General features: G+C 55.6%; 16 protein-coding genes and 1 tRNA gene. 4 read left to right on the top strand and 13 right to left on the bottom strand.

Annotated elements, in window-relative coordinates:
• Positions 1-16: 16 nt before the first annotated feature.
• The 10 genes from FEAC_RS15755 to FEAC_RS15505 all read right to left on the bottom strand — a co-directional run bounded on the left by FEAC_RS15755 (position 17) and on the right by FEAC_RS15505 (position 7,385).
• A complete protein-coding gene (locus tag FEAC_RS15755) occupies positions 17-373 on the bottom strand; it encodes a hypothetical protein (RefSeq protein ID WP_162484325.1) in 357 nt (118 codons plus the stop codon).
• Positions 288-467: a helix-turn-helix domain-containing protein gene (locus FEAC_RS16585; RefSeq protein WP_082055623.1), complete on the bottom strand. Its 180-nt coding sequence runs from the start codon at positions 465-467 to the stop codon at positions 288-290. Before FEAC_RS16585 ends, FEAC_RS15755 begins: the two co-directional genes overlap by 86 nt.
• Positions 468-564: 97 nt before the next feature.
• Positions 565-1,617: a zinc-dependent metalloprotease gene (locus FEAC_RS06175; RefSeq protein ID WP_035390027.1), complete on the bottom strand. Its 1,053-nt coding sequence runs from the start codon at positions 1,615-1,617 to the stop codon at positions 565-567.
• Between the two features lie 251 nt (positions 1,618-1,868).
• A complete protein-coding gene (gene rsrA / locus FEAC_RS06170) occupies positions 1,869-2,150 on the bottom strand; it encodes a mycothiol system anti-sigma-R factor (RefSeq protein ID WP_160290343.1) in 282 nt (93 codons plus the stop codon).
• A gap of 23 nt (positions 2,151-2,173) precedes the next feature.
• Positions 2,174-2,728, bottom strand: coding sequence for a sigma-70 family RNA polymerase sigma factor (locus FEAC_RS06165; protein WP_081901136.1), 555 nt, complete (start codon positions 2,726-2,728; stop codon positions 2,174-2,176).
• Between the two features lie 145 nt (positions 2,729-2,873).
• Positions 2,874-2,949 (bottom strand) — tRNA-Thr (locus FEAC_RS06160).
• A 26-nt stretch (positions 2,950-2,975) separates the two neighbouring features.
• Entirely contained in the window at positions 2,976-3,854 is an 879-nt protein-coding gene (locus FEAC_RS06155; protein ID WP_052565811.1) for a hypothetical protein, read from the bottom strand.
• Positions 3,851-4,480 (bottom strand): dTMP kinase, encoded by a 630-nt coding sequence (tmk, locus tag FEAC_RS06150; protein WP_081901134.1) that lies wholly within the window; start codon positions 4,478-4,480, stop codon positions 3,851-3,853. The genes FEAC_RS06155 and tmk overlap by 4 nt, the downstream gene beginning before the upstream one ends.
• On the bottom strand, positions 4,443-7,031 hold the full coding sequence (topA, locus tag FEAC_RS06145; protein ID WP_035390023.1) for a type I DNA topoisomerase: 2,589 nt from the start codon (positions 7,029-7,031) through the stop codon (positions 4,443-4,445). The genes tmk and topA overlap by 38 nt, the downstream gene beginning before the upstream one ends.
• Positions 7,032-7,232: 201 nt before the next feature.
• Positions 7,233-7,385: a hypothetical protein gene (locus tag FEAC_RS15505; RefSeq protein ID WP_160290341.1), complete on the bottom strand. Its 153-nt coding sequence runs from the start codon at positions 7,383-7,385 to the stop codon at positions 7,233-7,235.
• A gap of 424 nt (positions 7,386-7,809) precedes the next feature.
• On the opposite strand from FEAC_RS15505, the gene FEAC_RS06140 reads away from it, so the two are divergent.
• Genes FEAC_RS06140 through FEAC_RS06130 form a run of 4 tightly spaced genes read left to right on the top strand, consistent with a single transcriptional unit; the run spans position 7,810 to position 9,624 of the window.
• Positions 7,810-8,388, top strand: a complete 579-nt coding sequence (locus FEAC_RS06140; protein ID WP_035390021.1) for a hypothetical protein — start codon at positions 7,810-7,812, stop codon at positions 8,386-8,388.
• Positions 8,385-8,555, top strand: coding sequence for a hypothetical protein (locus FEAC_RS15500; protein WP_156099284.1), 171 nt, complete (start codon positions 8,385-8,387; stop codon positions 8,553-8,555). The genes FEAC_RS06140 and FEAC_RS15500 overlap by 4 nt, the downstream gene beginning before the upstream one ends.
• The gene (locus FEAC_RS06135; RefSeq protein ID WP_035390019.1) at positions 8,555-8,818 is read left to right on the top strand and encodes a hypothetical protein; all 264 of its coding nucleotides are present in this window, start codon (positions 8,555-8,557) and stop codon (positions 8,816-8,818) included. Before FEAC_RS15500 ends, FEAC_RS06135 begins: the two co-directional genes overlap by 1 nt.
• A gap of 8 nt (positions 8,819-8,826) precedes the next feature.
• Positions 8,827-9,624 carry an HAD family hydrolase gene (locus FEAC_RS06130; protein ID WP_052565807.1) on the top strand — a complete coding sequence of 266 codons (798 nt, stop codon included), beginning with the start codon at positions 8,827-8,829 and terminating at the stop codon, positions 9,622-9,624.
• A gap of 507 nt (positions 9,625-10,131) precedes the next feature.
• Here FEAC_RS06130 and FEAC_RS06125 read toward each other — a convergent pair.
• The 3 genes from FEAC_RS06125 to FEAC_RS06115 form a co-directional block, all read right to left on the bottom strand.
• Complete coding sequence (locus FEAC_RS06125; protein WP_035390015.1) at positions 10,132-11,064, bottom strand: sigma-70 family RNA polymerase sigma factor; 933 nt, start codon at positions 11,062-11,064, stop codon at positions 10,132-10,134.
• Positions 11,065-11,182: 118 nt separating this feature from the next.
• Positions 11,183-11,614 (bottom strand): hypothetical protein, encoded by a 432-nt coding sequence (locus FEAC_RS06120; protein ID WP_035390013.1) that lies wholly within the window; start codon positions 11,612-11,614, stop codon positions 11,183-11,185.
• Between the two features lie 3 nt (positions 11,615-11,617).
• Positions 11,618-13,345 carry an NAD+ synthase gene (locus FEAC_RS06115; protein WP_035390011.1) on the bottom strand — a complete coding sequence of 576 codons (1,728 nt, stop codon included), beginning with the start codon at positions 13,343-13,345 and terminating at the stop codon, positions 11,618-11,620.
• Positions 13,346-13,348: the final 3 nt, after the last annotated feature.

The following is a 13,348-nucleotide window of genomic DNA, read 5'->3' as shown; positions in this document are numbered from 1 at the left end:
CGCGATCTTTGGTAACTCATGCGGACAACGCTGTTTCTATATCACGCCACTCACGGGTGACGCGGAACTTAACCCACCCACACTTAGGGATGAACACCTGGCCCCACTTGCGGTTGAGCCGTCGAACGGACAGATCCCGTATTACAAAGCCTTCATTGATACCGGCTTTGGGCCATGTTGGTCTGCCAAAGTGATCCGGTCGTTTCCACCAGTTTTGAAATGCTTGATTTAGGTCTCGAAGAGCCTGTTGTTGAATTGTGGACGAGCCTTCTTTGAGCCAAGTTAGCTTACGAACTTTGGCGAGTTCTAGCATCTTGAGAATGGGTGGTGATCCTCTGTGATCGTCGGCGTCTCCATGAGTTGCGTTGTTCAAGTGCTAGATTCCAGACATAGCGAGCATCGGAGCAGTGACGCACGAGAACGGATAACTCCTGTTCTTGTGGATAAAGTCGCTCGCGAATGCTCATAGTATTGGTTGAGAGTCTGACAGACTTGACTTTGGGATGTAATCGAGGTCGCTCTATCCAGCCCTTACAGACGGGGCTTTGCGCTCCGGTTTGGTCATCACCTCAGGCCTCGCTTACCACTGGGTCGCCCAGCTAACGACGCCGCATGAGTTGCAACGCCGTTACCGTTGCAACTCATGCGGCGGACCCAGCGACCGGGATCAGTCAGCTCGTTCGTCGTTGGCAATCCATTCGGCGAAGCAAAAACGCGCCTGGGTGCGTCGCCATCCTCAGCGGCAATAGCCTCGAAAAAGTGGAGCCCTAGCGAGTATTGGCTCCTTTTGGAGGCAATACCAGTAAGTTGGGCGACTATTTTCGCGACGCCAGTTGTCTGTCTCCGCTCGTCTATCGTACGCTCGAACTCGTCCCGATGAGGGATGATCTCTCTCGAAACCTGACGCATCACCCACTCGGCATGCCCCTCAGCCACCGTCATGATCGTTGTGGCCTCTCGAGCGACTGAGCGCAATCGTTCAGGCAAAAACAGGGTTGTAACATCAACAGATTGGCTCGAGCTAAGGCCGCGAAGCCTAGCGAAGACCTCGCCGAGGAGATCGATAGGAGAGATTGTTGAGGCGGTGAACAGCTGGGTCATAAGGGCCAAGAGGCGCTCGCGAAACCAGCCAACGGCGTGAAACTGTGCCCGGTGAGTGAGTTCGTGTACCAACACCCAAAGTGCCACTTCATCGGCGTCAAGCTGAGCTCGATGAGCGAAGTGATCGATATTCTCATCGACCATCCAGATGGCGGGCGACGAGATAGCGAACGCCGGATCGTACTGGCCCAAAACCTTGCCAGCGAAGCTGCCGAGCAACCCCCCGAGGGCGACAGCGTTGAGTTCAGCCATGCCTGCGGAACCCGGCCGATTGGGCGGCGTCAACCGCTCTATCAAGGCCGCATAGGAATCTATGTTATGTTCCGCCCATCCCCGTCTATCTACACCCTCAATTGCAAACGATGGCAGATCAAGTTCAAGACCAGTAAGATCCTCGACGACCCTAGAAGCCTTCTCGGCGAGCGCTGTGTAATCACGAACACCAACACCGCTTGACTGATGAATGAGAAGCCTTGCGGTCCCTACCGCAAACCCACGAGCGATGATTTGGGCCATTCATAACCTCCTAAGTGGAAGCCTAGGCTATTTTTTTGCGTCCTCGTGTCCGCGGAACCATGAGCGGCTCATGCAGATAACAATACTTCCCTTTGTTGTAGATCGAGAGCGCGGTACCGCAATCGGGTTCCTTGCATACACGACCCTTGTCAAAAGTTCGGGCAGGTCGCCCCGTTCCAGAAGAATCCGGAACGTTCACTAATTCATCCCCTCCGTATGGCATGTAACCTGTAACGGATCAAAGATTGGAACTATTCCGATGCTTGATTGGGTGTAAGTCCCTCTTCCTCTTCGATGAGCATGGCAAGCTTTCGCATCAGGCTCTCTGGAACCTGTTCTTTCGAGTGAGAGACGATCACTGCTCGAAGCTCAGCCTCGAACTCGAAGGCCTCTAGGCATGACCCACAATGATCGAGGTGCTGGCGAACCCGCTCGCGCCGATCATCAGTGAGCTCGCTGTCGAGAAACTCGTAGAGTTGGGTAATTACCTTACGGCACTCGTCCGACTCGAACTCATTATCGATTGTTCTCAAAGCATCCATATCCTCGATGATCCTTACGACCAGTTACCCTCTTCAAGATTACCACTGACTGCGGCCTTCTGAAGTTCTAACTCAAGCAACGCTCTTTGCATCGCTCTTCTTCCCCGATGGAGTCGACTCATCACCGTCCCGAGCGGCACATCCATGATCTCAGCGATCTCCTTATAGGAGAATCCTTCGATATCCGAGAGCACCACAGCGAGACGAAACTGCTCAGGTAGCGAATCGATCGCTGCCTTGACATCGGTATCGGTAATCCTGTCGAGCACCTCCTCCTCAGCGCTGCGACCAGCCTGAACCGCCTCAAGTCCCCCGAGTCGCCGATAGAGATATAGATCCTCGACATCCTCGAGATTACTCTCATCCGGACGCCGCTTTTTAGCGCGATAGATATTGATATAGGTGTTAGTAAGAATACGATATAGCCAAGCCTTCAAGTTGGTTCCGGCTTGGAAGGAGTCGTACCCACGATAGGCCTTCAAGAAAGTCTCTTGGACGAGGTCTTCAGCATCCGCAGCATTGTGAGTCATTCTCAACGCCGCTGAATATAGGTTTTCGGTATATTGCATCGCATCCGATGAAAAGTTCTTCTTATCCGCCACACTCAGTCCCATCGTTCGCCGAACACGCTAGCACTCGGCTACATCGCTGCGTCGGAACATGACAAGTCCGACCGTCTTCATCTCTCAGATAGCTAGACATATGCTGCTAGCGTGGAGCCCGAGAGGGGATTCGAACCCCTGACCTGCTCATTACGAGTGAGCTGCTCTACCGACTGAGCTACCCGGGCCTAATGTTTGTCTTCGAGTAGCTTAGCTAACCAGCACGCAGAATCAGCTCAGCCAACACCAGCTGCACAGGAAGATGACGGCTCAACGACAATGACGCACGAGTAGCGCGACGCAACCAATCAGCGTTCTCAGGATGAGCTGCGATCAGAATCTCTAATCCGCACTGGATAACCTCTTCTGCGTCACCTGTGTTGCCAAGATCCTCTGGTGTCAGCCGATGTACCAACTCCATGCACCAGCGCGCATCGTCTCGCACGAGTTCGGGAAGATCCTGAAAGGTTGAGAGATAGCGTTCGGCATCGGTGAGGCGTGCGAAAAGCGACACTCGATCAAGCCGTCGCCGCGTCCAGCGAACCAGGGCTGCGGTGGCATGAACATTGGCCTCTCGAAAACGCTCCTCGATCTCATCATCGCTCGGAGCCTCTAGCTCGACCGTGAAACATCGTGACGCAACCGGCGAAAGCTCCGCCCCAATCAGTGCAGCCGACAGGAGCCACTTGGTGGCAGTAGGAGGCTCCTCCAGAGCCTTCAGGATTACTGGAAAGGTGAGCCTCAAAGTATCGATATCTGGGATTATCACCACCCGATAGCGCGCCTGGACTGGCGCTAGACTGGCGAACCGGACCACGCGACGTAACTCCTCGACCGCCACAGCCTTGCCGCGTTCTCCCTGTGCCCACAACACATCAGGGTGCTCACCATCTGCTACCTCTCGGCACGCCCAACAGTGGCCACATCCCCCACAACCTCCCAGCAACGCCTGAGCGATCGCACCCAATAGTTCATCGGCTCCACACCCTCGCGGTCCCTTCAATAGGTAGCTGGAGGAGTCGGCATCGAGCGCAGCTTCGATTCGTCCGACTGTCAGCGGTCGAAACTGGCGAAACTCAGCTAACGTCCTCACTCGATGATCCCCGCCGCGGTCAGCACATCCAGAAGTCGCAGAACAACCTCCTCCTCAGACCCCTCGCCTGAGACCGTAGTCCATCCAAAACGGTGGGAGAAACTCAAGTAACGTGAACGACGCACCTGCCAGCCTGCTAGCCCCGTGCTCTCAAAACGATCCGAGGCCTCAAGCTCTGCCAAGGGAAGTTCGCGGTCAAGGATGATCGTCAACTCAGGCGTGCGAAAAACTGGCAGCGAGCATAGCTCAGCAACCACCTCATCGCCTAGTTCAGCTCCTTGATAGACCAGGGTAGAAGGGGTATAACGATCCAGCAGAACAAGCTCCCCATGAGCCAAGGCGGGCTCGATCACCTCGTCGAGATGACGCGCACGCCCAGCCAAGAAGAGGAAGATCTCTGTCCACGGGTCTAGATGAGAGGCAAGCACCATGGTCCTGATCGCCTCACCCAAGGCGTCCCCACCGGGTTCGCGCGACACCAGCACCGATCTTCCTCGCTGTCTTAGCAGGTGTGCAAGCTGTTCTACCTGGGTTGATTTTCCCACTCGATCGGGACCCTCTAGCACGACAAGAGCGCCTCGTCGATACCTATCCACGGTCGTTGTTAAGTTTCGCCTTGCGCTCATTGAGTAGATCCAGTGCCTGTTCAAGTGTCACCTCGGTCGGCTCAACGCCACGCGGCAGCGAAGCGTTAACTTGCCCGTCGGTCACGTATGGACCAAACCGACCGGAGCGCAACACTACCTTGGCGCCACCCTCTGGGTCGACTCCCAACTCGACTGAACTAGCCCTTCGGGCCCCCCTACGCTTAGGCTCCTTAAACCTCTCGATCGCCTCCTCTAGGCTGATCGTAAAGATCTCCTCGGGCTTGTCAAGTGAACGAGTCTCACGGCCACGCGTCATGTAAGGTCCAAACCGGCCGTTTTGTGCAAAAATCTCCTGACCAGTCTCTGGATCTGTGCCCACCGATCTCGGAAGCGACAAAAGCGCCTCAGCCTCCTCTAGGGTAACCGACTCCACGGTCATGGAGGGAAACAGCGAAGCACGCTTCAACTCCTTGCTATCACCCTCTCCGAGCTGTACATAGCCACCGTACCGGCCCAGTCGCGCGAACACCGCCGTGCCGTCTATCTCACCAAGAGGTCGCTCCTTGACCTCGGATGCAGATAGAAATGCCAACGCACTCTCGACTGAGAGTTCATCAGGTGTCACCGAGTCCGGCAAGCTCGCAGTCTTATCGTCGAGCTGCACGTATGGGCCATACCGTCCCACTCGCACCACAACCTCGCGGCCATCGTCAGTCTCGCCGATTGGAATCGTGTTCACCATACGAGCGTCAATCTCACCCAGCTGTACCAGCACCTCCTCTTTAAGGCCATTGTCTTCATCGCCAAAATAGAAATGTCGTAGGTAGGGAATAGCCTCGCGCTCACCGGATGCGATCGCATCTAACTCGTCTTCGAGTTGCGCGGTGAAGTCATAGTTGACCAGGTGAGCAAAATAGCGCTCCATGAGCTGGACGACAGCAAAGGCCACGAAGCTCGGGACGAGAGCCTGCCCCTTCTTCCAGGCGTAGCCGCGGTCGAGTAGTGTCGAGATAATGCTCGCGTAGGTAGATGGACGACCAATTCCACGCTCCTCGAGCGCCTTCACCAACGTCGCCTCGGTATAACGCGCGGGTGGATTGGTGACATGGTCGACCACCTCGATGCCACGCTCCTCGAGTGCCTGACCCGCCACCACCTGCGGCAACTCCTGGGTATCTTCGTTCTCTTCAACGTTCTCTTGGTAGATCCGGAAGAAACCAGGGGAGGTGATCACCCTACCGGAGCTGGCAAAGGTCACTCTGTCGCCGGAGCTAAGTCTCTGCTCAGCAAGGTCCAGATCACTCGTCACTGGAGCATCGATCGTCACCGAAACGACCACGCCGAGGACATCAGCCATCTGTGATGCAAGCGTCCGCCTCCAGATGAGTTCATAGAGCCGCAGTTCATCACCGCTCAACTGCCCACCGAGCTCGTCAGGCGACCGCCATTCATCACCCGAGGGTCGAATAGCCTCATGAGCCTCTTGAGCATTCTTAATTTTGGATCGATAGACCCTTGGGCTAGTAGGGAGTTCACTGGCTCCAAAACGAGCGCTGATAACCCTACGTGCCTCAGTCAACGCCTCCCCCGACAAGATCACCGAATCGGTTCGCATGTAGGTGATAAACCCACGTTCATACAGACGTTGAGCAACGCTCATCGTCCGCGACGATGAAAAACGTAATCGACGCCCAGCCTCCTGCTGAAGGGTAGACGTCATGAACGGCGCGCTCGGAGACCGGCGATACGGCTTCTCCTCGACACGTGTTACCCGAAAATCTGCACCAGCAAGAGCGGCAACCAGCAAGGTAGCATCGCCATGGCCAAGCGCGACTACTCCCTGTTGGGTAGCCGCTGGGGCGAGTCCGCCAGTCGGCAAAAAGTCTCTGCCTTGAGCTACTCGCCGTCCATCGATATGGGTCAACCGAGCACGAAACTCCCGGTCTTCGTCGGTAGCCGTCAACGTCGCCTCAAGATCGGCGAAGCTAGACGAACAAAACTGCATTCGCTCACGCTCCCGCTCTACGAGGAGTCGAGCTGCGGGTGATTGAACGCGCCCCGCTGACAGCTTTGGCATCACCTTCTTCCAGAGTACCGGAGAGACCTCATAGCCATAGAGTCGATCGAGAATGCGGCGTGCCTCCTGTGCATTGACGAGATGCTGATCGAGGGTGCGAGGGGATGCGAGCGCCTGGGCGATGGCGGCGTCGGTAATCTCATGGAACACCATGCGATGGATCGGGATCGACGGTCGCAGCACCTCGAGAAGATGCCAGGCAATCGATTCACCTTCGCGGTCCTCGTCTGTCGCGAGATAGAGTTCATCCGCGTCTTTGAGTAGGGCCTTGAGCTTCTTTACTTGCTCCTTCTTCTCATTTGGAATGATATAGAGTGGGGCAAAGTTATCATCTACGTTTACGCCGAGACGAGACCATGGCTGCGACTTAGCTGAGGCAGGGATGTCCTTTGCTGATCGAGGAAGATCACGTATGTGTCCCACTGAAGACTCGACGACGTAGCCATCGCCAAGGAAGCGAGCGATAGTTCGCGCCTTGGTCGGAGATTCAACAATGACTAACGGTTTTGGCATGCACCACGCTCTCTCTAAGGCCGGTGGTCCACATCATTTCGTGTTCAACGGCAAGAACTCGTATAAGGGATTGATCATAGTGAGATGATCATCCTCCCCTACCATGGCCCTTCCATGCTTCTGCTCAAACCTGATTTAGGAGCAGTGGCCGTTCGACCGGCTGCCGACACCAGCATCAAGGCGCCGCTGACCCTCTCCAAGTCATGTTGCCGTCGATGACGCGTACTGATAGGGCTCATAGGAGTAGAAGTTACCCGGATCTAGGACAGTGTTCGCCTCCGGAGCGTTAGGGCAAGCATGGCTAGCAAGTCCGTTGACGTAACTGGAGGTCATATAGCGACTTCTCTTCAACATCAATGAAATCCAGAGCACCCGTTGGTGTCTGCGCTCGCTGCTGGATCAGGATAGAGGTGCTTGTTGTACGTTACAGATATGGGCCCAGATCGGTTGGATCCAGGTATCTGCTCATCCAGAACCGGAGCAGAGAATCGCCATGGTTACCGAGTTTATTAGCGTCTCTCCTCGAGATAGCGTGGCGCCAGTGAAGAGCCAATTCGGCCTCTTGTCAATCTTGAATCGCTCTAGAAGGAGTGATCCAGATGAGGTACGGTCGGTGGAAGCGATGGAAGCGACCGTCTGGGGACCGAATATTCTCAGTTAACATCGCTACTCAACTGCGGCTAGCTTATGGTCGACGATGCCATGGCGGCCTATGCTGAAGATTACCGGTGGGACGAGACTACGGTAATCTTGTCCTTCTCGACATTATGGAGGCAAGGTGACATCCGATCGCATGCTGGTCGTTGGCCGTGGAGGCATCGACGCAGAGTTGGTCACCCAGATGGCGACGCAAGGCCATCGAGTGGCGACTCCCGATCAAGCGACGCGTTCGTTCTGCGGGCTCGTCTACCACCTAAACGTTACCACCGCTACGCGCCTGAGTTCTTACGCAAAAACCTTTAAGCCACTTCCAGCCACGTACGCCTCCAGCAACACCACCGTGGGGCCAACCAACAGATGTGGAGTTCACAGCTTTGCTTGCATGCTCACGACCCTCGCGTGTACAACCAGAAAGGTTGTTAACCAGTACGTACCTGAAACCACCGCGCTCGGCTGGCCAGACGAGAGCGCTACCGTCTCAGTCATGGAGAAGTCATTGTCCGTCCCAAAAGCCGACCTGAAGCAATCGACTCTCGCTCTCGACAACTCAATCGAATCTGTCGCTCTTCCGTGTACAACCACGACGAGGTTCATGAGGCGAAAACTTCCTATTAGAGAGGGTAATTGGGGCACCACACCGACAGCTCCTGCTGAATACACCAGGCTGGAGCAGGCCATCAAAGGAGGTCAGCCATGAACGCAACCATCGTCGGCATCGGCGAGGTGGTGAAAGGTCAACCCGCTGACCACCAGAGTTCTCCTGTGGCTGCACTCGAACAGGAGTTAGGCCGGTGCTCCGTGTTCGTCGCATCTACTAGCGGCAATCACGAAGGTCCGTTTACCAAGCAAGGGAGACCGTCTTGATGAGTTCGATCCTCCATCGCCCTAAAGTTTTACACCCCGATTCTCACCTAGTCGAGGTAATGCCCGCAATGCGACCGTCGGTTAAAACACATATGCACACAGAGCTACTCCCCCAATATGGGGCATCGAACATACAGAGTAGTGACCTGACAGTTTCACTGGCCAAAGCGCTCCTGCGCCATGGGGGTAAGGCGACCTCTTTGGCAATCGGTGGAGTCGACGGCGCGCTCATCGTCGCAATGCTCGCCTCTATGCCGAGATGAGCGGGTCGGTGGAGGGCGTATTCTTTGACCTGGACAAGACGGTAATCGCCCGTGCATCGATGCTGGCGCTGGGAACCAGGTTCTTCCAGGAGGGTCTCATCACCCGCAGAACGGTCGCACGGAGTCTCTACGCCCAGACCGTATATAAGTATTTGGGCGCAAACGAGCGTCGGCTCAAGCGGCTGGAGAACGCCGTACTCAACCTCACCCAGGGTTGGGAGCAATCCATGGTGCTTCGGGTAGTTACCGAGGCCCTGGGAGAAATTATCACGCCGCTGATCTACCGTGAGGCGATGGATCTCATCGATCTTCACCACCTTGCAGGGCGTAAAGTCTTTCTAGTATCAGCTTCGCCCGAGGAGGTAGTTGGACCAATGGCCTCCTTCCTCGGTGTCGATGGATACATTGGTTCACGTTCGCGAGTCGACGAGGACGGCAAGTACACCGGGGAGTTGATGTTCTACGCCTATGGTCCATACAAGGTCGAGGCGATCGCTACGCTGGCGGCTGACGAGGGGATAGACCTATCGAGCTCCTACGCCTACTCAGACTCCTATACCGATGTCCCAATGCTGGAGATGGTCGGGCATCCAATTGCCGTCAATCCTGATCGAGTGCTCACGAAGGTCGCAAAGGAACGTGGCTGGGAGATTCTAGAGTTCAGCGAGACAACGAAGGTCTCACGCCCCTATCTGGTTCGGACACTTCGCAACGTTGCTCTTTTGGTGGCCGTCCTAGCAGGAGGCTCAGCCCCCTTCGTAGGTCGCTCGCTCTTACGGCGTAGAAGGGATCATCAGCCATCGTAAGCGATGGAGCTTTGACCAACTCTTCCCCGTCTATGTTGCCTCCGACCTCGGAGAACGCCAAATCATTCACATATCAAGTCAGGCTCAAACATGTAGTGTCGACGAGCGTCTGCCGGCCGACCACCACAAGTCGTGTCACCACAACTAAAACAAGTAGCTGCTAACCAAGCCTCGGTTAGATCGCACCCAAAGCGAGAGTGTGCAAGAGCAGATCTAGCAGAGCAAAAACGATCTCTTCACCAGCAACTGACGGTGTCTGTACCGACACATCGACTATTAGCCAAAGGTCGTAATCGCCGCAGCACCCACATATCGCCTGACGACAGCCAGCATCGAACACCAGAGCCGGGTCAAACGGAGGCGTAGCTGTCGATCTAAGATCTTGCGCTAGGCGAGAGTCTCACGCACCTTTTTCGCAGCTACTGCCACGAGCGCACCGACGATAGCCAGGAAAATAAGTTTCTTCATTCCTTCACTATAAACCTTGCAGCCCCAGAAACGATCGCATCATCCGGTCAGCAGATCACGAGCACCGATGTCTGCGGACGGATGTCGCAGCTTCGACATTGCACGAGACTCAATTTGGCGGATCCGTTCCCGAGTGAGGTGAAAGTACTCGCCCACCTCTTCGAGGGTGCGAGGCTCACCGCGATCGAGACCATACCGCAACTTCAAGATATCTCGCTCGCGCTGATCGAGAGGGGAGAGAAGACGAGCAATCTCAGAGGGGAGCATCGCCTCTGCGACCGCCTCGAAAGGGGACGACGCCGAACGGTCCTCAACAACATCGCCGAGCTCTGCATCACCATCCTCACGGAGAGGTTCAGACAGCGACACCGGATCTCCGCGAAACTTCAACGATTCTATCAGCTTGTCGTAGGGAAGATCTACCTCTTTGGCGAGCTCATTAACTGTCGGAGTCCGGCCGAGCTTCAACTCAAGTCGCATTTGAGCGCGTTGCACTCGGGCCAAAGAATCGCCTGCATGGACCGGCAGGCGAATCGTCCGACCGGTATTGGCGATGCCACGGTTAATGGCCTGTCGAATCCACCATGTGGCGTATGTTGAGAACTTGAACCCCTTGCGCCAATCGAATTTTTCAACAGCATGGATCAACCCCATGTTGCCTTCTTGAATCAAATCCAGCAGAGGGAGTCCCGAGGCCTGATACCGTTTGGCAATTGAAACCACGAGCCGCAAATTTCCCTGGATAAAGGCCTGCTTTGCAGATTCGCCGCGTCGCACGATGATGAGAAGCTCGCGACGGCGCTCAGCAGTCAGGTTCTGATGGCTAAGTTCTAGTCGGGCTTCGTTGGCATCCTCCATCTCGCGACCGAGCCGACTTTCGTCATCCTTCGAGAGAAGTGAATGCGTCCCGATATCCCCGAGATACAGACGGATGAGATCCTCATCATCACGTTCTTGTCGTTCCCTGCTCACAGCTGGTAGGTCTCCCTCCGCCCGCTCGGTGCCTGGGCGTCACGCGCGCATCGAAAGACCAAAACTGGATTCGATTCCACATTGAAAACTCTACCGAACGCCGTCACAATCCAAGCCATTACGCCAAAACTGCCGATAAATTTGATCCCTGTTTCCACCACTGCATATCTCCGTGCAGCTGCCTTGCAGTGAAAGCGAGATTACGGTTGCCCCAGCCCGGATCGGCCGCTAGAGCGGCTAATACCTCGACGAGCCCATCTAGCTGCTCAGATGCCGACTTTGACCGGAACGAATCCACGAAACCAGCGGCCCTCAAAGGCGTTGCAAGTAGTTCTGGGCGTGGATTGGGGGCGACGCTCAAAAGTTGCCCAACGGCAACACCAAGCCAGCGAGAGAACTCAATAGCTACGAGTTGACGCTCGGCCGCTACAAGGCGCCTCGCCAACACCATACATCCTTCAGCAACACAGCCAATGACGTCGCATGCATCCTCGAGTTTCAAAGGCTGCTGGTAGCCCCCGATCCACTCAGGGAGCCTACGATGCTCCATGGCTCACTGTGATCCCATGCTTATAGGCATACGTCTGTCTTTCCCAAAAGCCTTCGAGGAGAGCCGCACCCCTAATGGACTTTGACGACGTTTGTATTCACTTACACGAATGAGGTTCTCTATGCGTGTAGCTATGCCAGCATCAATGCCTCTCGCGACCAGTTGAGCTACTGATTGGTCGCGATCGATAAGAGATGTAAGTATCGCATCCAAAACAGGATAGTCAGGCAGACTGTCCGTGTCGAGCTGATCGGGACGCAACTCCGCGCTCGGTGGCTTGGACAGGATCGCGGGTGGTATCACCGTTCGTTTCTGATTGAGACGCTTCGCTACTGCATAGACCTGCGTCTTATAGAGATCCTTGATCACAGCGAAACCTCCAGCAGTATCTCCATAGAGGGTTGAGTAGCCTACCGCAAGTTCGGACTTGTTGCCGGTTGTCAGCACCAAGCGCCCAGTCGAGTTTGAAAGCGCCATCATGAGGATGCCTCGAATGCGACTCTGGAGATTCTCGTCCACCACCCCCTCCACTGCGATCTCCTCTGCCAAGATCTCCGTCAGTGCGCTATGGGCAGCCTCTATGGGCAGAGTCACGAGTCGAGCCCCAAGGTTGTGGGCTAGGTCTGTGGCATCGGTAAGCGAGCCTGATGAGGAGTAGCGAGAGGGCAAGGCGACGAGATCGACTGCCGATGGGCCAAGCGCCTCAACCGCCAATGCAGCCACAAGAGCAGAGTCGATCCCCCCTGATACTGCGACCAGCACCCCAGGGGCACGATTCTTGCGTACATAGTCACGGGTTCCAAGAACAATCGCTGCAATCACCTCATCGGGATCAAACCCACGAACTGGAGGGTCGATAGGAGCACACGATGACTCTCTTACCGGATTAACACCTCCCGGACGCTGGAGGTTCAAAACGGTGCGTTCCCAGGGACCGATAGCAACTCGCAACTCACCCCTGGGGTCAAGGAGGCGCTTGCGATAGCGAGCCTCCTCTCCCATAAAGTCGACCACTAAAAGATCCTCGACAAAACGCTTCGCACGTGACTGGACGTTGCCGGAGGCGCCGACGAAGAACGAACCTCCATCGAAGACCAGCTCATCCTGGCCACCAACGAGGTTGCAGTACAAGATCGCCACCGACTCATCCGACGCGCGAACCTCCATCAGCTGTTCTCTTGCCGCTTGACGTCCCATCTCATATGGGGAGGCATTTGCAACAAGTACGACCTCTGCGCCCATCGCCGCCGCCTGCGAAATTGCACCCTGGGGTGACCAAGCGTCCTCACAGATGGCGAGGCCTACGGCCACTCCATTGACCTCGAGGAGGTGGGGTTGCGCCGACCCTGGACGAAAGTAGCGACACTCATCAAAGACGGTATAGTTGGGCAAGATCTGTTTGTCATAGATCATCTGCACCTGGTGATCAAAGAGCACCGCTATCGAGTTGTGCAGATCATCGCCACGGCGCACGAACCCCACCACGACGACGATGTCATCTGCCACCATCGTTGCGATCTTTCTGAGCGCCACGAGGTTGTCCTCAATGAACTGGGGCTGTAAAAGGAGATCCTCTGGAGGGTAACCGGTTAGAGCCAATTCAGGAAAGAGCAGGATATCAACCCCGAGCTGACGTGCCTCTTCGATCACGGAATAACAGCGGTCAGCGTTCTGTTCGATAGCTCCGACACTAACATTGACCTGTGCGCAGGCAAGCTTGAGAGGACTCACATA

The organism is Ferrimicrobium acidiphilum DSM 19497 (assembly GCF_000949255.1).
In the GTDB taxonomy this organism is placed as follows: domain Bacteria; phylum Actinomycetota; class Acidimicrobiia; order Acidimicrobiales; family Acidimicrobiaceae; genus Ferrimicrobium; species Ferrimicrobium acidiphilum.
Note: the sequence above shows the minus strand (reverse complement) of the source record. Positions and strands in the feature narration are given on the sequence as shown.